The organism is Vagococcus elongatus (assembly GCF_003987645.1).
Lineage (GTDB): Bacteria > Bacillota > Bacilli > Lactobacillales > Vagococcaceae > Vagococcus_A > Vagococcus_A elongatus.
Map to the genome: position 1 here is coordinate 1 of NZ_NGKA01000004.1, position 18,843 is coordinate 18,843.

Sequence of the window (18,843 nt, forward strand, 5' to 3'; positions counted from 1 at the left end):
TTAGGCGCTTTAACCATAACAGATTGGGGCTCTTTTTGTACACCCAAAGGGTGTTAAAATAAAACAAGATAAACACCGTCACAAAAGTGTTTATCTTGTTTTTTCAAATAAGTATGAATTATCCAGGTTTATAGTGTTTAGACTATGTTTATTATTAATTGGCATGTTTTATTTGCCAGATTAAGCGAATGAAATAGGCTGCGATTGCGCAGATTAGTAAAATTACTGTTACTAAAGCCCCATGATGCTTTGATGAAACACCTGTTACAACAGGTTGATAATCAGAATTGTTGATAAAATCAACTTGATTCCCGCCCAAAGACATCGGGGTTGTCACTGTCAGCCCTTGGTCTTTTTCACCAGCAGAATTAGAGTCATTTCCAGCTGCTGTTGTTGTCTGGGATGTCACATATGTAGGCACACCAGATTGGGTAATCGTATAAGTAATATCCAATGGCAGTTCATCGAACACCAGCTCTTCATTATGATTTAGTGTAAAACTAGTTGCCCCATGTGTTGAAAAATCAATCGTTTCCAGCAACTGACCGTTTGCATATTTCTTAGCGGTGTAGCCGGCTGGAGTAGCTCCAAGTTCTTTTCCTTTTGCTAAGCTTAATTGATAGGAAAACACTTGATTCACATTCGGATATTTACTGGTGTCTTTATTGGTAATCTTTAATCTTTCAACTTTCGTATTTCGGAAAAGCACCTGATCCTCATCATTGATGGCTTCTCCCGTTACGATTAAGCTTTCAGAAATTTTTCCAATATGAACAGGTAATGTTACAGAATTTTCTGTGATTGTCGCTGAAGGCTCATACTTTGGAACAGCTGATTGAGTTATCTCATACTTAGTCCCAGAAGGCACCATTTTTTTCCAGACTTGCCCAGCTATTATAGATTGGTTTTTGAATGTCTCACCACTAGTTGTACCGTCTGGATAGGTGAACACCACATCATAAAAAACATTTCCACCAGTCAAATCTGGCTCGAATTCATTCTTAATCTGGAACGCGACTTTAGCCACGTTGGTAAATTCTAATAGGTTTGGATCATTGGTTAGCGTTAATGTGCCGGTCACTTTTCTATCGTCTGGAAGTTTTGCCATCTCTACTAGAGACGGATGATTCCTGCTATAGTAAGCCTCATACAAATCAGTATCAACTTTTTCCAGGACTTCGTAGGTTGTCCCCGGCAATGCCTTTACAGGAATATTACCGTCATTTGCTAGAGAAAAAGTGCCCACTCCTGTTGTTCCACTAGATGGCAAATCATTCTTCACTGGTTGGATAACTTGTCCATCCGCTGTTGTCAATTTCAATTCGTAGTGAATGACACCACCCGTTGGTTGCTTTCCAATGATTTTGTTAGATATGTTCATGTCAATCGTCTCTAGCTCAACAAGAGGCTGAGTAATTATTCCGGTGAATCGTGACTCCCCATTTGTCATTTTTGTCGCTGATTCCCATGTATAAGTGACCTCAGATATACCTGATTCTAAATTCCAAGTCACGTTGGGGTTAGCATACTTTCCGCTGTTAGAGATAGTCTTTGGCGGAACCAAAGCCCCCTTATGCTCCTTCACAACATTGGACATGGTAAATGGCAAGAGATACGTGTAGCTTTTTGCTGGCAATTTGACCGTCTGCTCGGTTGCAGTAAGTCCTGTCGTTAAGCCAGTGGCTCCGCTTAGTGGTGATAAATCATAAATTTCGTTAGTATCTAGTTGTACCGTTACTAACTGCTTCATCCCCCGAAGAGGCTCCACACTACTGATATGATTGTTATAAAAATAGACCACTTGCAAATTCTTGGAATCTTTTAAAGGTGAGATATCTTTAATCTTTTGGTTCATGACACTGAAGTGAGTGAGATCTGGTTTCCCGCTCATCCCCTCAATGTTTTCCAAGGCATTGTTTTCCACATATACTTCTCTTAGTTTCGATAATTTCTCCAGAGGTTCTAAACTTGCTATCTTATTATTTGCGCCGTAAAACTCCTCTAAACTAGTGAATCCCGCCATCGGATCCAAAGACGTCACTTGATTTCCTGAAGTGTTACTTCCATCTTCAATACTGAATTTTTTTAATGTTGTTAAATTTTGAATCCCGTCCAGACTAGTTACGTTGTTATAATCCAAATAAAGTTCTTCAAGAGCTGGCATTTTGGCCTGCCCTAAAGGAGTAAGATCTGAAATTTGATTATTTTTAAAGTACAGCTGCTTTAAATTGAGGAAATTTGCAACGGAAAACGGGCTTAAATCCGTAACATATTTTGCGTGCTGAAAGGATATCTCTTGCACATTACGTAAATATTGAATCCCCTCTATATTCCGCACATCAACCGGACCGTAAATTACTCCATTAACGTCTGTTTTATCTGTGGATAAAATTTCCAGTTTATCTAGATCCTTTTGTTCAACTTTCCTTGATGGCTTTGCACTAGCCCCGAAGAGGGTGCGTGCTACAACGAGTGCTAATTCTGCATCAGGGAAAATTTGATCAATCCGTTTACTCCCAACAAGTGGCGGAGAGGGACTGGTACTTTTTAGAGCTTGCGGCGCTGCTGATTGAAACCTTTGGACTGGAGAATCTTTTTCTGCTTCCTGATTTTCCTGCTCAACCGCAGTGATACTTTCTGCCCCATCTTCGGACTCTGGTAAAACCGGCTCCGCTGGTTCTTGACTTACAGCGACGTCCTCTTCTACCTCGTTGTTTTTTTCTATTGATTCTGATAACGAGGGGTTTTCAGCCGCATCTTCTGGGGACAGTGCCGTGACCTCATGAGGACTATCCTGAAGATTTTCTGCTAAACTTTGAATTGGGCTTATAAAACTAACAACAAACAATGCTAGTAAAATCAGCCATGTCAAAACTAAACGATATTTTTTTCTCATCGATTTATCTCCTCCTTTCCTGAACAATTCTATTTAAAAATTTCTTCTTCGAATCACGGCCATGAGTCCTCCTTGAATATCTGCCGCTTTCACCGGACCATAAATCCGACTATCCTCAGATTGTTCACGACTATCTCCTAAAACAAAAAACTCATCCTCTTTTAACGTCAATGGTAATGAAACACCATCTACAAATTGATTGGTTTGTTCTATAATGTACGATTTCTCCAAACCTATCTGTGGATGCCCATTAACTTCTAGCCCCATCTCAGTGATATCCACCTGATCAAAAGGCTTCGCCACAATTCGTCTGACTTGATTTTCCTCTTCACTCCTGAGTACAATCACATCCCCTATCGAAAATTCCCGCTCATGACGGTAAAAAAACACAATATCTCCCTCTCTGACAGAAGGGTGCATACTGGCATCAGCAACTCGAACAACCCCAAAAACAAAGGTAAAAAGCAACACAAATATTCCTAGAAGCAACCCCGCTTTAAACAATATAAACACTATTTCTTGTAAAATTGTCTTTTGCTTGTTATTATTCTTTTGAGGGATACTGGCTGCTGTTTTTGAACTCATCTTTTCATCCTTTTTCTGAACTCCATTATTAATCTTGTTTCATCAACTATATGATCTTGACTTAAAACAAACATTTTATAAAAAAACATCTGTTTCCATATGTATATTTGATTTAATCATCTTCTCCATCAGTTATTATAATAAAAGAACTGTTTATTAAAAACATAAACAAATACTATTTATTTTCTACTAAATTCAGTACAATAGCTCAGTAATGTTTTAATTAAAATTAAGACAAGCTGTCTAAAAAGAATACCTTTTGATGATTAATTTAGTTATATTTAGCAAAATAAAAGCAAATTATTCCTGCTGTGCAAATAACTGATTCTAATCAAATCTTTGTTTTTTTTTGAACGAAAAATTGCACTTATTTTCTTTTCAATCATTATTATTCTATTAAAACTACCTAATGTTAATTATATTACAACAATAGATAAAAAGATTAGATCACGACAACCTGTCTAAAAAGGGAGGGTTTTTATGCTTACTCAAAAAGGTTTAAACGAATACGATCAATTTGCTTTGTTTTTGGAAAAAATTCGCAAAGAGAAAAAAATACCATTTAGAATTTTTGATGAAAATGGCGTATCTAGCCGTACTTTCCAACGATTCATTCGTGGTGAAAGTGATATGAGAATCACTGATTTAGCCATCATTGTTGAAATTTTATCGTTATCGCCGTTTGAAATTACTGAAAAGCTTGTTTCCCTTTCAAAAACAGTTGCTTATAAGACGGATTGTTTAAACGCAATTAAAAATAATGACAGAAAAAATACTAATAAGCTTATTTTAGAATTTAAGAAATACTGCAGTAACACAAGTCGTACTCTTGGGAAACAAGAAGCCCTTTATAAAGTACTTTCGGCTGATTATTTTTTTAACCCATACACTTTGACGTCTAAGGAAGAAATCATGGAACTAGAAAAAAAAATCCATAATCGACTTCTTGATGCTTCAATTTATACTATTTATAATTTAGATTTTCTCGCTTATCAACAGATTAATGCTTTCCAAGAATTTCCTCCTAAACTTTTCTTCAAAGTTTTAAAAGAGATCAGCGAAAAAAATATTCTTAATACACATTCATTGGATATTATTGAGCGAGCATTGGTTAAAATGTTTATAACGTCCTTAAAATCGAGGGAAAAGAAGAACATTCAACATATTTCTGAGGTGTTCTCCACCTACATTATTTCTGAGCACAACTGGTATTTGTTCATGTGGAAAAAAATAACTTCTTTCGTTAATCAAAGTATCAAATATCAAGAGGTTAATAAAGATAGCTGGTTAAATTTTAAAAATAGTATTCTTTCCGCACTGACTATTTTTATTCCAACTTCACAAACCGATTATATTCAGACACAGCTTGATGAAATAGAAACTTATTACCTAATGTACACATCTAAGGAGCAATCCTAACATCAACAATTACGTCTTGTGGCTCAGAACTATATGATTGCGATAAACAATAACAAAGTCTCCATTAAAAAGACAAAATGTTGACAAGAGTAGTGACCGTTAGCATGATAGAAGCGACTAAAAATACACTGATTTCTGCACAAACTAAAAACCCGTAAAGAATATCTTTATCGGGTTTTTTTGTATCATTGCTAAACTACTCTGGTAACCTTGAATCCAAGCTATTTCAAAATGAGGGGCGTAGCTGGCATTCATATCCATCACTAAATATTTAACCTTTACGGGGACTTCTCGAGAGCAGCACGTAAAATGTTGAACCAAACGAAAAAGTCGACAATCTTCTAATATCTCAAAAAGTTGAGTGGTGGTCCCATCAACACAAAGGATTTCTGGCAGCTGTTCCCCATTGACGTGTGTAAACATTTACTAATTCTTCTTGGACACGTAAAATCGGGACACTTGAAACAAAGTAGCGATTGGCAATAGCTTTCGGAAAAAGCACTTGTTTTAATTCTAACGTGGTTTGGAGCATTAATTCTTTGGCTAAATGACATTTTTTACCATTAATGAACTTTGAGCGACAAGAGCTGCACTGCAATTACGACAAAAAAATAGAAATATTTAACTTCTCTCACAACATCATGGAGTACAAATCAGTTGACCCTTGATAATCGTTGCCTTACTCCTCTTTTCTCTTTCTTCTAACCAATCTTCCAAAAAAACGATATTTTTATCTGTTAATCCGAGGAATTTCTAATATGCTTACTCATGAGAGCCATCTTTTTGATGATGTGTGTGTTTGTCGACTTCACTGTATCAGTTTGGAGGCCTCTTTTGTGATAAAAAAATGACCAACAATGAGTTGAGTTTGTTTATTTTCTTGAGGAAAGCGAGTTTTTTTAGGAACAGACGTTAGGGGTTCAGTTGGAAAGAAGTTGGAAGACGATTAGCAGCTAAAAATACTGATTACACTAATTTAATTGCTTTTAAACTTCTGATTTTCTGACTATCTGATTTTTATGCTTTATATGGTAAAATAAAATCAATGTATAAAGTGACTGGAGGAGTATATACTGTGAAGAAGAATGAAATCATAAAAGCGGAAACTGCCTTAGAAATCAAAAAAAGCCCTCTTTTTAAAAAAAGAACTGCGACTAAAGGTGAACAAAGTATTAAGTTGTTAACAGACTTTGCCCTGATAGTTCCAGGTTTGGTTGAAAGTATTCCTTTTGAAACAAAATATGTGGTAGATATGCCTGCCGAAATCGCCAGTCAAATACAAAACGGCACCTTAACATTTTTGAAAAAGACAAACGGGGATATGATGGCCACCGTAAAAAATCCAGCAACACATAAAATTGTAAAAAATTTGCCCATTAGGTCCGAATTAGCAAGTCCAGCACTTGGTCCGGCTATGTTAGCAGCCGGACTATTCATCCAGATGAAAAAAATCGAAAAAGGCATTGACGAACTAAACGAAGGTATTGGAGAGATTCTTCAAAACTTCGAAAATGATCGCTATGCACGGGCTTTTGCTGCAAAAGAAAAATTTGAACAAGCCTTATTATTCACAGATGATAAAATGAAACAAAGTTTCTTGCTAAATATTCTTGCAGATGTGACGAATACCAAACATATGTTATATAAGCAATTAACGGACAAAGCGGAAAAATTAATCAATAGTAAAACACGATTTAACGATAAATCAAAATCTGAATTAGCAGATCAAGTTCTCCAAAATTTATATTTGTTCAACGAGTGTTTTAAAATTCAAATACAGTGCTACTCCGAACTTGAACAACATTATTCGCTAAGTCATGCTCTAGATATGTATGAGCATGAAATAAATACGGTATTGACCAAAGAAGTTCAATTGGCTGTTGACGGTTATTTTAAAGACCCAACCAACCCTTTCAGCCACACTATTACTGAAGTTATTACCAGTGTGTATCAGACAAATGATTTCCTCCTTGATAATGAAACAATAATCTTGGAGCAATCTGCCCAGCCTGCGAATCAATTCGCAATATTAAAAGAACAGGAGATGGGAATAACTTATGACTAAATGTAAAGAATGCGGCAGAGAAATCAATGAGGGGGAAAAAGATGCAGTTACTGCCATTCAAAAATCCTTCAGTTGACTGCCAAAAAAGTATTCAATAAAGCAAAAGAAACTTCTAGTAAAGCACTAGAAAAAACTATTGAAACTTCCTCCCGATTACACAGTCAAACCACAAAAGAAATTGAAAATTTGCAAAAAAAGCATCATGAAAAATCATTAGAAAACAAAAAGAAAAAAATCAAAAAATTACAACAACAAATTCAGAAAAAAGAACATGGACATCCCATTGATTAATCCCTTTGAAAAAATAAGTCTTAACTATTGAAACAAGGCTTAAAAATTGCTAAATCATCCCCATATTGAACCCAGCCTCAAAATTTAAGCTTTGGGGCTGGGTTTTTAAAAACAAAGAACATTGGCCAAAATAGTTAGAAAACTTCTGAATCATATAAACAAAACTACTATTCTCTTGCTTTACTTTCAGCAGTAAAAGTCCTATCCTAACTCCTGATTTCGATAAATGATTCTAGATAAAAAGAATACTATCTTTGCTTATTTGGGAAAACATTGAAAAAATACTGATGAGGTAATTATATTTTCACCAAAAGAGACTGACCCGTAAGTCTCTGAATTTGTAATTAAATATTTATTTAGGTAAATAATTAGGTAGTAATTCTAGCAAAAGGTCAGTTAAAGCAGCTGGTGTAATGGTACTTAAATCTACTTGCCCTGTTAATACTAACTCCATTAACTCAATGTAAGCGTAGCCTAGTGCTCCAGTAATAACCATACCTACACCACCAGAGATTAACCCTCCACCAACAGTTCCAATTCCCGGAACCATTTTAGCTATCCCACCTGCAATTGCTTTTCCAGAAATCATTGCCGTGTATACTCCTAACATCCCTGCTAGCGCTGTTTCAATTTTTTGTTTATCCACATCAATTCCATAGATAGATGTAATCTTAGTTACCATAGCTGTTTGTGATGCCACCATTACGGGTGCATCGGCACCTGGAACTGGGGTAAATCCAGTTACAAAGTTAGCTGCCATCGCAGCAGTTACAATTTTTACCGCTTCATTATACTTAACTTTTATTGAAGCTTCTTGTGAATGGATGAAAGACGCTTGTAAGACTTGTGGTAAGTCATCTAACGTTAACTGGATTAACTCCTCGATTCCAAATGATTTTTGAGTTTCCGTTTCTTTTACTAGGACTGTTATTATTTTCTTAGATACCGAAACAAGTTGTTCTATTTTGTCTTTAAGTAAGTTAGCTTCTATTAAATCGTAACTCTTTGTCAAAACAATAATAACTGGTATCTTTTGCTCAACCAGCCAATTTATAAATGATATTTCTGCGTTTTCTATTCGAGAGCCAGAGCCAGAAATCACATACCATGCTATATGTATATCATCATCGGGTGTCTCGGTTGCTTGTACTTTCTTTATTAATTGCTGAACTGGATTACGTTTAAGTGATTTTACAACATCTTTAATATCAAAGCCTAATGAGCCAATTTCAAAACCAACAGTATCATAAATTCGTACCGGAAAATCATCTTTTTCTATTAGGCTGATTTGGTCTGTTACTGGTTTTCCTACACCAGTTTGTACCATCTCTTCACCAAAAACAGTATTTATAAGAGTTGATTTACCTGTCCCGCTCTTACCAACCACCAACAAATTAACCTTCTGTAAATCCTGATTTTCTTTTTTCACTCCATTAAAAGTATCTTCAACAATTTTCTTATAGTCTTGTTTCTCCACATGCCTTACTTCCTTTTTATTATTAAAGTATTAACTCATATTGAAATTATACCATGTAATCTGTCTTTTTTCTTATAACTAAAGTGTCAATACAGTTCTTTCGTACCAAACCCCACACAAACTAAGGCATGATAGTTTGTGTGGGAATTAGTGAATAATACACTTAAAAAAAATCTATCTGATTTCCTATTAAAATAGATATCAGCTCTAGCTAGCGATGATAAATAGCTAGGGTAGCGTTATGTCAGATACACAATGCCTAGCGATTAAACAACCTAACCAAAGAATCAATAAGTCAAAAAAACCGCATCATTTATGATACGGTTCCCCCTTCATAATTCTAAACCCCCGGTACACTTGCTCACTTAACACTAAACGAATCAGCTGATGGGGCAAAGTGATGTTGCCAAAAGAAAGTTGTTCGTCACTGCGTCGAATCACTTTCTCTGATAACCCCAAAGAACCGCCTATAACAAACACCAAGCTGCTTTTACCGTGCAGCATTGCCTGTGACATGCTATGGGCAATCTCTTCCGACGAAACTTTTTTCCCCTGAATAACTAAACTATACACATAGTCCGTTTCTTTGATTTTATTTAAAATTCTGACACCCTCTTTTTCTTTCACAGCAATCATTTCATTGCTACTCAAATTTTCCGGCGCCTGTTCATCAGCTACCTCAACAATGTCAAAATTTGTATATTTCCCTAAACGCTTAGCATATTCTGCAATCCCTTGTTTTAGATATTTTTCTTTTAATTTTCCCACGGCAATAATAGTAATTTTCAATCTTAAAACCCTCTCACAAAATTTTACAAGGTTTAGTTTAACACAGCAGAAATAAGTTATCCACATTTATCCACAGCTTTATCCACATTTACATAAAAAACATCTTGTCACATAGTTGATTCTATCTTTTTTCAAAGGAAAAATTATCCACAATTCACAAAACAAGCGTTCTGTGGAAAACTTCTGTGGATACTGTGGATAAGCCGTTGATTGTTTTTCAATAGTTCGTGCCTATTTTATCTAAAGATATTCATAAAAAATTCAAACTATATGGTTAGACTTATATTTGTAAGGTAGTTATACTGAATACAACGAATGGTAAGGGAGGGTTGGTGTTTACACCACTAAAATGATAAAAGGAAAAAAGACGGGCCATACCCGTAGTTTTATGAAAAGATTCGGTACAGGTCTTGCCGGGGGTGTATTAGGAGGAATTTTAGCTTTTGGTGGCGCCTATGTCATCACGGATCAAAACACTCCTGATGCTGCTCCTTCCACGACAGACTCTGCGCCCAATACAACTAAAGTCAGTAATATCACTTATAACGTGAAAAGCGATACAACGAAGGCAGTAGAAAAAGCACAAGACGCTGTCGTATCAGTCATTAATCTGCAAAAGAAGCAAGAGCAAGTGAATCCTTTTGGCGGACTGTTTGGGACAAATGATTCTGAAGCCGACACATCTCAAGATGCTTCTGGAGAACTGGAAACCAATAGCGAAGGCAGCGGTGTGATTTACAAAAAAGAAGGCGGGGAAGCCTTTATCGTCACAAATAATCACGTGGTCTCCGGCTCTGATGCTTTAGAAGTTTTATTCAACGATGGCACCACAGTTGAAGCTGAACTTGTCGGAAGCGATACTTTCACCGACTTGGCAGTGCTTAAAATCAATAGTGAAAAAGTAACGACTGTTGCTGAATTTGGCGATTCAGATAAAATTAATGTGGGCGAACCTGCCATTGCCATAGGTTCACCTTTAGGAACAGAGTATGCCAGTTCTGTCACCCAAGGGATCATCTCCGCTAAAGACAGATCTATCACCAGCGAAAAAGATGGGGAGCTCATCAGTATTAACGCAATTCAGACTGATGCCGCCATTAATCCCGGCAACTCTGGCGGTGCGTTAGTGAATGCTGCAGGTCAAGTTATCGGCATCAACTCCATTAAGATCGCCTCTTCAAATAACGGGGTTTCTGCTGAAGGCATGGGTTTTGCAATTCCAAGCAACGATGTCGTGTCCATCATTAACCAACTTGAAAAAGATGGAAAAGTCATTCGTCCGGCACTGGGAGTCAGCATGTACGATTTGACGACTATCAGTTCCGACCAGCGAGAAAAAATTTTAAATCTGAAAAAAGACGTGACTAAAGGTGTTGTCGTCTTAGAAGTGACCCCTGCCACACCTGCTGAAAAGGCGGGATTGGAAAAATATGATGTTATCGTAGAAATGGACGGACAGCCTATCGAATCTTCCTCTGATCTTCAATCTGTTCTTTATAAAAAACAAGTTGGGGACAAAGTCGACCTCACTTTTTACAGAGGCAGTGATAAGAAAACTGTCGAAGTCGAATTGACGATTACCCAATCTGCTCTCAGAACCAATGAATAGTCTAAAGGAGTTTAGCTTAAGCTAAACTCCTTTTTTTCACATTTTGCTCAAGCTAAACCCTCTACCCATAACTTCACTTGCCGGCATAACCACAACAAACGCATGGGAATCGATCGCTAAAATTTCTTCTTTTAATGTATGAAACTCTTTTTCAGGCAACACACACATAAGCATGGTTTTCTTATTTTGGTCAAATCCTCCTTCTACATCAAACTTCGTCAATCCTCGATCCATTCTCTCCACAACCATCTCCGTGATTTCTTTAGGATACTGTGAGATGATCATCACATTTTTAGAACGGTTGAAACTCACTTGAACCAAATCCACCACTCGTCCAATAATAAATAATGTTATCAAAGAATACATCACTTGTTCCACATCAAAGGCCAGTAACGCCAAAACAATAACCACGCCATCTACAATAGACACGCTCAGTCCTAAAGGGATTTTAAAATATACATTCACGATTTGTGAGAGAATCGCAGTCCCACCTGTGGAAGCATTCCCTTTAAACACCAGTCCTAGACCCATACCGGTCATGACACCGCCAAAAATAGCCGCCAGCAATAAATTAGACGTCAATACCGGCACATCCTGAACTAGCCAGGCAAAAAACGGGAAAACAAGACTGCCGTAGATTGTTTTCATCCCTACTTCTTTTCCTAATAACCAAAAACACAGAATCAGTAGCGGCAAATTGATAGCATACAATACAATAAACGAAGGGATTTGAAATAAGTAACTCACGATGATACTAATCCCCGTAGCACCCCCCGCCACGATATTGTTCGGTTCCATGAATAAATGCATGGATAGTGCTAAAATAAGTGCGCCTAATGTCACAAACCCAAAAGATTTTATTTTTTCAAAATTTTCTCGTGTCACTCATTTATCCCCCTAGATATTAAATCTGCGTCCAAATAAAATTTCCTTTACGCATAATATTCAGTATAAATAATCTGTTCTATCACTGTCAACTGGATTAAACCATAAAAACTCTTGCTTTCCCTGAATATTTATGAGATTATTATTAATAAAATTAAATATGGATGAGTTTTTAGATTCTGTATTTTAATTTTATTTACAAAAGTTTTCCCCTATGTACGGAGCAGCGGAGTTTCATCGTCTCTGCTGCTCTTTTTTTTCACTAATAAAGCCAGCATAATATCCAGACGCTTTTCCAACTTCTTATCATCAACTTTCGATGAAATAATCCTTTTTTCCCATAATTTTTATTACCTTTCCGTAAATAACGACCTGCCAGTTTATCTTATGTGCAAACTTGATTTCTTTCCTACCAATTGATTAGAGAAAAATAGGGCTTTGGGACCACTACAAATTTATTTTCTTTTGTTAAACTTAACTTATAAAGAAAGTTAGATGGAGGTCTAAAAAATGAGAAATCAATCTTCTGTACATAATCTATTTGCCATTGTCGGGTTCATCGTTATCGCGGCCATCGGTTTATCCCTGCTAAGCGGAATCTTGGCTTTTGCCATCAAGATTTTGATTCCAATTGCAATCATTGTCTTTTTGGTACGTTTTATCTCTAATCCTTCTAAAAACAACCGTCACAGGTATTGATAAAAAAGAGTGTTGGCTGATTTTTCATTCGTTATTTATCAACATACTCGCCATTAAATAATCAGATGCTCGTAAACACTGGGAAGACGATAATCATTCCAGCGTTTTTGATACATCAACCCAAAACGTTACTTTTTGGAGCAACACAAAAAGCAGTTAAGCCCTATTAGCTTAACTGCTTTTTTACTTTTAGCCGAGGGCAACATCCAATACCATCATAATTATAAATCCTACCATCACACCAAAGACACCATAGTGGGCACCTTTTGTAGTGGTTTGCTGTGCTTCCGGGATCAATTCCTCAACTACTACATAAATCATAGCTCCTGCGGCAAAAGCTAAAGCATAAGGTAAAATAAACGTCATCCTAGTAACAAGGATAGCTCCCAAAACCCCTGCAATCGGTTCTACCAATCCTGAAGCTTGACCATAGACAAATGATTTCCAGCGGCTGAGGCCTTCCTGTCTCAAAGGAATCGAAACAGCGGCTCCTTCCGGGAAATTCTGGATCCCAATCCCAATCGCAACAGCCAAAGCACCCATCATCGCCTGCACAGGATTAGATGATTGTGTTGCTGCACCAAAGGCAACCCCCACTGCCAATCCTTCTGGAATATTATGCAACGTAATAGAAAAAACTAATAAGACCGTTCTCTTCAAATGACTTGGCATTCCTTCACGCTCATGATTAGGTCCAAAGTGCATATGAGGGATTAATTTGTCCGCAATATAGAGAAACAATCCCCCTGCCGCAAAACCGATACCTGCCACGAGCCAAGGAATATCACCGTTTTCTCTAGCCTGTTCGATTGCCGGATCTAGGAGTGACCAGAAGCTCGCAGCGATCATCACTCCTGAAGCAAAGCCCAACATCAGATTTAAAACATCTTTTTTGATATCTTTAAAGAAAAATACAAGGCCCGCTCCTAAAGCAGTCATGCTGTAGGTAAACAAGGTGCCCAGCAACGCCTGCTGCCAAGGCAACAGACCTATAAACCAATCTATCACTATATTAGCCTCCTGTCTAAATATTGTCTTCTCATCTAAATAGTAACACACGTTGGTGAATCAAACAATTTTTTTAGACATACCAAAATTTTTTTGGGATTTGTAAGAGGCTCTGATTTTAAAGCGTATTGGCACCTTTTCTTTCAATGAACAAATTAAATAAAAAGTCTTCTAAATTAAATACGGGAAGAAGTCGGTACAAATAGTTGAGGTCTAATGCCGTATAAGATAAGAAGAACACCGACGACATAAATTGCGTTTGCTACTCCGCTTGTGCCATTGATAATTAAAGAATACACGTAGGGACTCATGTTTTCTGGGGCGTAACTCCCCCAAACGGCAACCCCTGCCCAGAAATGCCAAAAGAATCTTGCCAGTGCAGCTAATGAACCGCCAAAGACGATCATTGTAATAACTGATTTGCTGTTATTGGAAACAATCCCTGCTTGTAATTTTTTTGCAACAATACCGCCAAATCCGCCAAAAGCGAAAGCAAACGGGTACTCAAAAATAATTTGAGGCACACTCAAGAAATATTTCATTGCTCCACCAGAAACAATTGCCAAAAGTCCCCAGATAAACCCTGAAACCATGCCGGGACCCAGTCCTCTGCGCAATGAATACAGTGCTAAGGGAACCAGCCCTAGAGAAAGATCAAAAAAACCGATATTCGCCGGAATCAATGTCAGCACCATTCCCATAGCAGCAACAATCGTTCCTTCCACCCAGACACTTAAATCCCTTTTCTTACTTCCTTGATTGATCATAAAAAAATCCTCCTTCATTTGTATAGAAATTAACCATACAACGAAAGGAGGAGCAGCAAGTCAATATGATGATTGCAACTCTATCACAATCCCTACGCAAGTTTTAACTTAGTCAGGTTAGAGGGTATAATCTCAGCTTTTTACGGCACCCCTTTGTGATGGCAAGTTCTATTTAATTTTCGTACAACCCCATTATATCATATTGACCGCTGACAGCCAAAGATATAATTTCTCTTGTACTGTTTCCCATGCACTTCTATCTAACCGACAGCTTTTCACTACTTTACCTGAATCCTTTTTTGTTAACTATAGAGGTTTGAACTCTGGCTCATAAGTCAAGTTGTTTTTTAAAAAAGACATCTAGACTGACTATCTTATGTTAAGACTTGGCACCATGTTTCAGCAAAAATAGTTCAAATAATAATTCTTTATCCATCTGTCCGGTTTTGAATTTCAAATCATTTTCAACCAATTCGTCAAAAATGCTCCCTAATTCTTTTAGTTGGTATCTGCGGACTTGCCCCATGGCTAACTTGATGCGGTAGGGATGGACTTTCAGCACGTCGACTATATTGCTTTGCTGGTAACCCATTTCAAGCATTATTTTTACTTGTATCAGCAATCTGAAGTGCTGCATCAAAATCGCATTCAGTTTGATACTGTCCTCCCCGGATAGCAGCAATTCCCGATGGAGGGTTAAAGCTTTATCCAATTTTCTGCCCATAACAAACTCAACTAATTCAAAAATATTTTGCTCCAAAGATTTTGGTACTAGACTTTCTACTATAGGTTTTGTAATTTTTTTAGTTTCTGACGTATAGAGGAACAACTTTTCCAGTTCACCCATGATTTTTGATAAGTCCATGTTGGATAATTGAAACAATGCTTCCAAGGCCTCTGGTGTGATGGCGTAGCCCATGTCACCAATAGCTTGCCGGACATATTGCCGTGTTTCTTTTTCCTTCATAGTGTTCGCTGATATCAAAACTGCTTTATTTTTCAACTCTTTTACAATTTTTTTCCTGTTATCCAGCTTGTCGTAAGGGGCATAAATCACCAAAACTGTTGTTTCTAAAGGGTCTTGCAAATAAGCAATCAATTCCTCCACATCGTGTACCACCCCGCCTTTGCCCCGTTCGCCGGTTAAAAAATAAGGATTATCAATCTGAACTAACCGTCTATCCCCAAAAAAAGGTAATGTACGTGCTTCATCCAAGGCGATGGCTATTGGTGTAGTCTCCATATCAAAGCGAATCGCATTCATTTCATCGTCTTGATCTTCCAATACCTGTTCCCTTAAAACCTTTTTAAACATATCACTAAGATATTGTTCTGTTCCTGTCACTAAATAAACGGGTGACACTTTCCCCTGACGAATTTTGGCTAATTCATTTTGTAAAGTCATGTAGATATCCTTCCATTCTGTTTTCTCTTTATCAATTTTAGCATTATTTTAAAGAAAAAGCTTAAAAAGGAGGAACTCTCAGCAATTTATCTTACAACTCACTTTTAGAATTAACTTTTTTGATTTTTGTTAATGAACCATCCCAAGGATACCACTGATAATACACCATCCCTGACTGATCTGTGCGAAATATATCAATTTCATTTTCCGCCAATGTCCCAACCACCTCTTCATGAGGGTGCCCAAAACGATTATCACGCCCGCAGGAAATAATGGCAGTTTGCGGATTTAAAGCAGCGATAAACTCTGGTGTAGAGGACGTTCGGCTACCATGGTGTGCGACTTTCAACACATCTGCTTGTAACTTAGGGAAATCTTCCATCAACTCCCGTTCCCCCTCTGCTTCCAAATCTCCGGTAAACAAGAAACTTCTATCCTTAATGACTGCCCGCATCACCAATGAATGGTTATTGCCTCCATCTCCCGACTCTTGAGGGTAAAGTAAATCGATAGCCACGTTACCAATGCTCAGTTGTTGAGGACCTAACGCAGGCACCAGTCGAGTGATTTTCTTTAACTCTTTCACTTCCAGCAAGAAACTGTCATTTTTTTCAAGTCCTTTGCCAAAAACGATGGTATGGATGGGTATTTCCTCTGCCAGTTCAGCCAAATCCCCGATGTGATCTTCATCTCCATGACTGGCAAAAAACACATCAATCTGACTGATTCCCCGGCTTTTTAAAAAAGGAATTAAAGTATACTCCGCTCCGGCATTATTTATCTCTTTTTCCTGCCATTTTTCAACTGAAAAATTCAACCTCCCACCCGTATCAATCACCACTGTTTTTCCATGAAAAGGTTCCTGTATGACGACACTGTCTCCTTGACCCACATCGACAAAAACAATGAGTCCATCAATCTTCATATATTTTTGCCCACCAAGCACGAACAGTAAAATTAGCACCAGGCGCCAACTTTTTTTACTGTTTTCTGGAAAATGATAAAGTGCCCCTCCTAGTAGAAATAATAAAATTCCCAGCAGAAGCAATGAGTAAGTCCCCGTTGTCATTTGGGTGAAACGCCAGTCCCCCATGAACAGAAGGAGCTGATGAAAAGTCTCCAGCAATTCTTCGAACCAGCGAACCAAAAATATATCGGGGAACAAGAAGCTTGAAAAAACACAAAGAATAAGGACAGGCAAAAGTCCCCATTGAAAGAGAGGTAAAAGCACAAAAGAAAACACCAAGCTTAAAATATTCCATTCATAAAAATGAAAACTTGTTAACGGTAAAGAACAGATGGTCAGCAACAATGAAAACATCAACTTCTGCTGCCATAAAACTGGAAATAGTTTAAGATAAGGCTGAATGTAAATAATACACAAAGACAAACCAAAGGAAAATTGTCCCCTATGCTAAAAACAGCTGAGGGTGAAAAGCATAAAGTCGCTAGCAACGTCAAACTCCAAACATCAAGGGCAGATAAGTGCCATCTAAAGCGCTGACTGCTTCTCTGAATAGCGATTGCCAAGACTGCTCTTAGAACACTGATAGACCTTCCGGCAAAAATATAAATAAAAAAGAGAAAAAGCAGTTCCAGCCAAAAAATAGTTTCTAAAGTCACGTCAAATCTTCTGAAAATATAACGAAAAACAGTAACAAACGAGAAAATATGCATACCTGAAATACTAAAAAAATATAACATCCCTAAATCTTCAAATACCACTTTTTCTTGCCGAAAGCCTGTATCCTTAATGCCAAGGAACAAACTTTTTATGTATAGTGATATGAATTTAGGAAACGTCTGGGTCGTATATAATGCAAACTTCCGGCGAAAAAACTCAAGCATTTTGACTGGATGTCTAGGGATAATTTCTTCAATGACTTTCATACTCTCCACTTTAACTATTTTATAGATGTTTTTTTCCGCTAAATACTTTCGCTGATCAAAACCATTCAAATTGCGTACCGTATCCGGCAGTTCTTCTGTACCAGTTACAGCTAAAATGACGTGCTTACTTTGAGACTGCCACCATTCTTTTTCCTCTTGGCTTTCCAGAAGGTAATCATAAAGCTTTAGCTCAGAAGTCTGGAGGTCTTGGCCGGTAAATCTAAGAAACTGACCGTTGATTTGACAAATATTAGGATTGACTTCTACCCTAGTCTCATGGACACTGTTTGCTTGCTGTATGGAAATAAGCAGGTCTTTCCCCTGCCAAACAAATAAAGCTGCCCCTAACAGAACAACAAAAAAAGAGTAACCAATGATTACTCTCTGTCTGGTAAAAATTACTCGCATGCACACAAACAACCCAAATAAGACACTCGGAAAATCACGATAGAAAAGGATAGCATACAGGCTTAAAAGACTAAGCGCTGGAAAAACCCAATAATTCCGAATGCTTTTAATTTGATGACTCTTCCGTAAATAACTCTCCGCCGGGTTCTTCTTGAGTTTCTTCATTCCCAAAATTTAGTTCGGCAAAATATTTCTTTGACAATTTGACCTGATGAATCGACACATTGGTTTGCTTTAACAATCCCATGACATAATCGTCATTACGATAGTTTGTCAAATAATGGATTTTGCGGATGCCCGCCTGTAAAATCATCTTCGTGCATTGAAGGCAAGGAAAGTGTGTCACATAAATTTCGGCACCTTCCGTCGGCACACCGAATTTGGCGCATTGTAAAATGGCATTCATCTCAGCGTGAATCGTTCGTACGCAATGACCGTCCACGACATAGCACCCTTCATCGATACAATGCACATCGCCGCTGACCGAGCCGTTATATCCTCCTGCTATGATACGTTTATCACGAACAATCGTTGCTCCAACGGCTAACCTGCTGCAAGTACTCCTCAAAGACAACAACACACTTTGAGCCATAAAATATTGGTCCCACGGGATTCTTTCAAAGCTCACTGTTTTCCCTCCTGATTAGTCA

Annotated in this window: 14 protein-coding genes, 2 pseudogenes and 1 riboswitch; of the genes and pseudogenes, 5 read left to right on the forward strand and 11 right to left on the reverse strand. The window is 37.6% G+C overall.

The window, feature by feature from the left end; translation table 11 throughout:
• Window positions 1-154: 154 nt before the first annotated feature.
• Window positions 155-2,896, reverse strand: a complete 2,742-nt coding sequence (locus CBF29_RS03610; protein ID WP_126807437.1) for a leucine-rich repeat domain-containing protein — start codon at window positions 2,894-2,896, stop codon at window positions 155-157.
• A 33-nt stretch (window positions 2,897-2,929) separates the two neighbouring features.
• Complete coding sequence (lepB, locus tag CBF29_RS03615; protein WP_126807439.1) at window positions 2,930-3,481, reverse strand: signal peptidase I; 552 nt, start codon at window positions 3,479-3,481, stop codon at window positions 2,930-2,932.
• A 480-nt stretch (window positions 3,482-3,961) separates the two neighbouring features.
• Here lepB and CBF29_RS13850 point away from each other — a divergent pair, with 480 nt between their 5' ends.
• On the forward strand, window positions 3,962-4,900 hold the full coding sequence (locus CBF29_RS13850) for a hypothetical protein (RefSeq protein ID WP_126807441.1): 939 nt from the start codon (window positions 3,962-3,964) through the stop codon (window positions 4,898-4,900).
• A 240-nt stretch (window positions 4,901-5,140) separates the two neighbouring features.
• Here the strand turns inward: CBF29_RS13850 and CBF29_RS13940 are convergent.
• Window positions 5,141-5,284, reverse strand: a pseudogene (locus CBF29_RS13940) (ISL3 family transposase); the annotation flags it as partial.
• 691 nt (window positions 5,285-5,975) lie between these two features.
• On the opposite strand from CBF29_RS13940, the gene CBF29_RS03630 reads away from it, so the two are divergent.
• On the forward strand, window positions 5,976-6,965 hold the full coding sequence (locus CBF29_RS03630) for a hypothetical protein (RefSeq protein WP_126807445.1): 990 nt from the start codon (window positions 5,976-5,978) through the stop codon (window positions 6,963-6,965).
• A gap of 72 nt (window positions 6,966-7,037) precedes the next feature.
• The gene (locus CBF29_RS03635; RefSeq protein ID WP_126807447.1) at window positions 7,038-7,256 is read left to right on the forward strand and encodes a hypothetical protein; all 219 of its coding nucleotides are present in this window, start codon (window positions 7,038-7,040) and stop codon (window positions 7,254-7,256) included.
• A 352-nt stretch (window positions 7,257-7,608) separates the two neighbouring features.
• On the opposite strand, the gene CBF29_RS03640 is transcribed toward CBF29_RS03635, so the two are convergent.
• Together CBF29_RS03640 and rlmH are read right to left on the reverse strand one after the other, a co-directional pair.
• Window positions 7,609-8,733 carry a YcjF family protein gene (locus CBF29_RS03640; RefSeq protein ID WP_126807450.1) on the reverse strand — a complete coding sequence of 375 codons (1,125 nt, stop codon included), beginning with the start codon at window positions 8,731-8,733 and terminating at the stop codon, window positions 7,609-7,611.
• A gap of 309 nt (window positions 8,734-9,042) precedes the next feature.
• A complete protein-coding gene (gene rlmH, locus CBF29_RS03645) occupies window positions 9,043-9,522 on the reverse strand; it encodes a 23S rRNA (pseudouridine(1915)-N(3))-methyltransferase RlmH (protein WP_170169983.1) in 480 nt (159 codons plus the stop codon).
• 349 nt (window positions 9,523-9,871) lie between these two features.
• Between rlmH and CBF29_RS03650 the strand changes: the two genes are divergently transcribed.
• Entirely contained in the window at window positions 9,872-11,131 is a 1,260-nt protein-coding gene (locus tag CBF29_RS03650) for a S1C family serine protease (RefSeq protein WP_126807454.1), read from the forward strand.
• A gap of 36 nt (window positions 11,132-11,167) precedes the next feature.
• Here CBF29_RS03650 and CBF29_RS03655 read toward each other — a convergent pair whose 3' ends face one another.
• Window positions 11,168-12,016: a YitT family protein gene (locus CBF29_RS03655; RefSeq protein ID WP_245987251.1), complete on the reverse strand. Its 849-nt coding sequence runs from the start codon at window positions 12,014-12,016 to the stop codon at window positions 11,168-11,170.
• 510 nt (window positions 12,017-12,526) lie between these two features.
• Here CBF29_RS03655 and CBF29_RS03660 point away from each other — a divergent pair.
• On the forward strand, window positions 12,527-12,715 hold the full coding sequence (locus CBF29_RS03660; protein ID WP_126807457.1) for a hypothetical protein: 189 nt from the start codon (window positions 12,527-12,529) through the stop codon (window positions 12,713-12,715).
• A gap of 189 nt (window positions 12,716-12,904) precedes the next feature.
• Here the strand turns inward: CBF29_RS03660 and CBF29_RS03665 are convergent, their stop codons facing one another.
• The 5 genes and pseudogenes from CBF29_RS03665 to CBF29_RS03690 form a co-directional block, all read right to left on the reverse strand.
• Window positions 12,905-13,723: a ZIP family metal transporter gene (locus CBF29_RS03665; RefSeq protein WP_126807459.1), complete on the reverse strand. Its 819-nt coding sequence runs from the start codon at window positions 13,721-13,723 to the stop codon at window positions 12,905-12,907.
• 176 nt (window positions 13,724-13,899) lie between these two features.
• Window positions 13,900-14,490 carry an energy-coupled thiamine transporter ThiT gene (thiT, locus tag CBF29_RS03670; RefSeq protein WP_126807461.1) on the reverse strand — a complete coding sequence of 197 codons (591 nt, stop codon included), beginning with the start codon at window positions 14,488-14,490 and terminating at the stop codon, window positions 13,900-13,902.
• Window positions 14,491-14,562: 72 nt separating this feature from the next.
• Window positions 14,563-14,653, reverse strand: a riboswitch (TPP riboswitch).
• Between the two features lie 216 nt (window positions 14,654-14,869).
• Window positions 14,870-15,895 (reverse strand): DNA polymerase III subunit delta, encoded by a 1,026-nt coding sequence (holA, locus tag CBF29_RS03675; protein WP_126807464.1) that lies wholly within the window; start codon window positions 15,893-15,895, stop codon window positions 14,870-14,872.
• A gap of 91 nt (window positions 15,896-15,986) precedes the next feature.
• Window positions 15,987-18,358 (reverse strand): annotated as a pseudogene (locus CBF29_RS14230) (DNA internalization-related competence protein ComEC/Rec2).
• The gene (locus CBF29_RS03690; RefSeq protein ID WP_126807471.1) at window positions 18,300-18,821 is read right to left on the reverse strand and encodes a ComE operon protein 2; all 522 of its coding nucleotides are present in this window, start codon (window positions 18,819-18,821) and stop codon (window positions 18,300-18,302) included. Before CBF29_RS03690 ends, CBF29_RS14230 begins: the two are co-directional and overlap by 59 nt.
• Window positions 18,822-18,843: the final 22 nt, after the last annotated feature.

Excerpts from the sequence above, each read along its gene's own strand:
- CBF29_RS03610 (WP_126807437.1), bottom strand. The coding sequence starts at position 2,896 with ATGAGAAAAAAATATCGTTTAGTTTTGACATGGCTGATTTTACTAGCA.
- lepB (WP_126807439.1), bottom strand. The coding sequence starts at position 3,481 with ATGAGTTCAAAAACAGCAGCCAGTATCCCTCAAAAGAATAATAACAAG.
- CBF29_RS13850 (WP_126807441.1), top strand. The coding sequence starts at position 3,962 with ATGCTTACTCAAAAAGGTTTAAACGAATACGATCAATTTGCTTTGTTT.
- CBF29_RS03650 (WP_126807454.1), top strand. The coding sequence starts at position 9,872 with ATGATAAAAGGAAAAAAGACGGGCCATACCCGTAGTTTTATGAAAAGA.
- CBF29_RS03660 (WP_126807457.1), top strand. The coding sequence starts at position 12,527 with ATGAGAAATCAATCTTCTGTACATAATCTATTTGCCATTGTCGGGTTC.
- thiT (WP_126807461.1), bottom strand. The coding sequence starts at position 14,490 with ATGATCAATCAAGGAAGTAAGAAAAGGGATTTAAGTGTCTGGGTGGAA.
- holA (WP_126807464.1), bottom strand. The coding sequence starts at position 15,895 with ATGACTTTACAAAATGAATTAGCCAAAATTCGTCAGGGGAAAGTGTCA.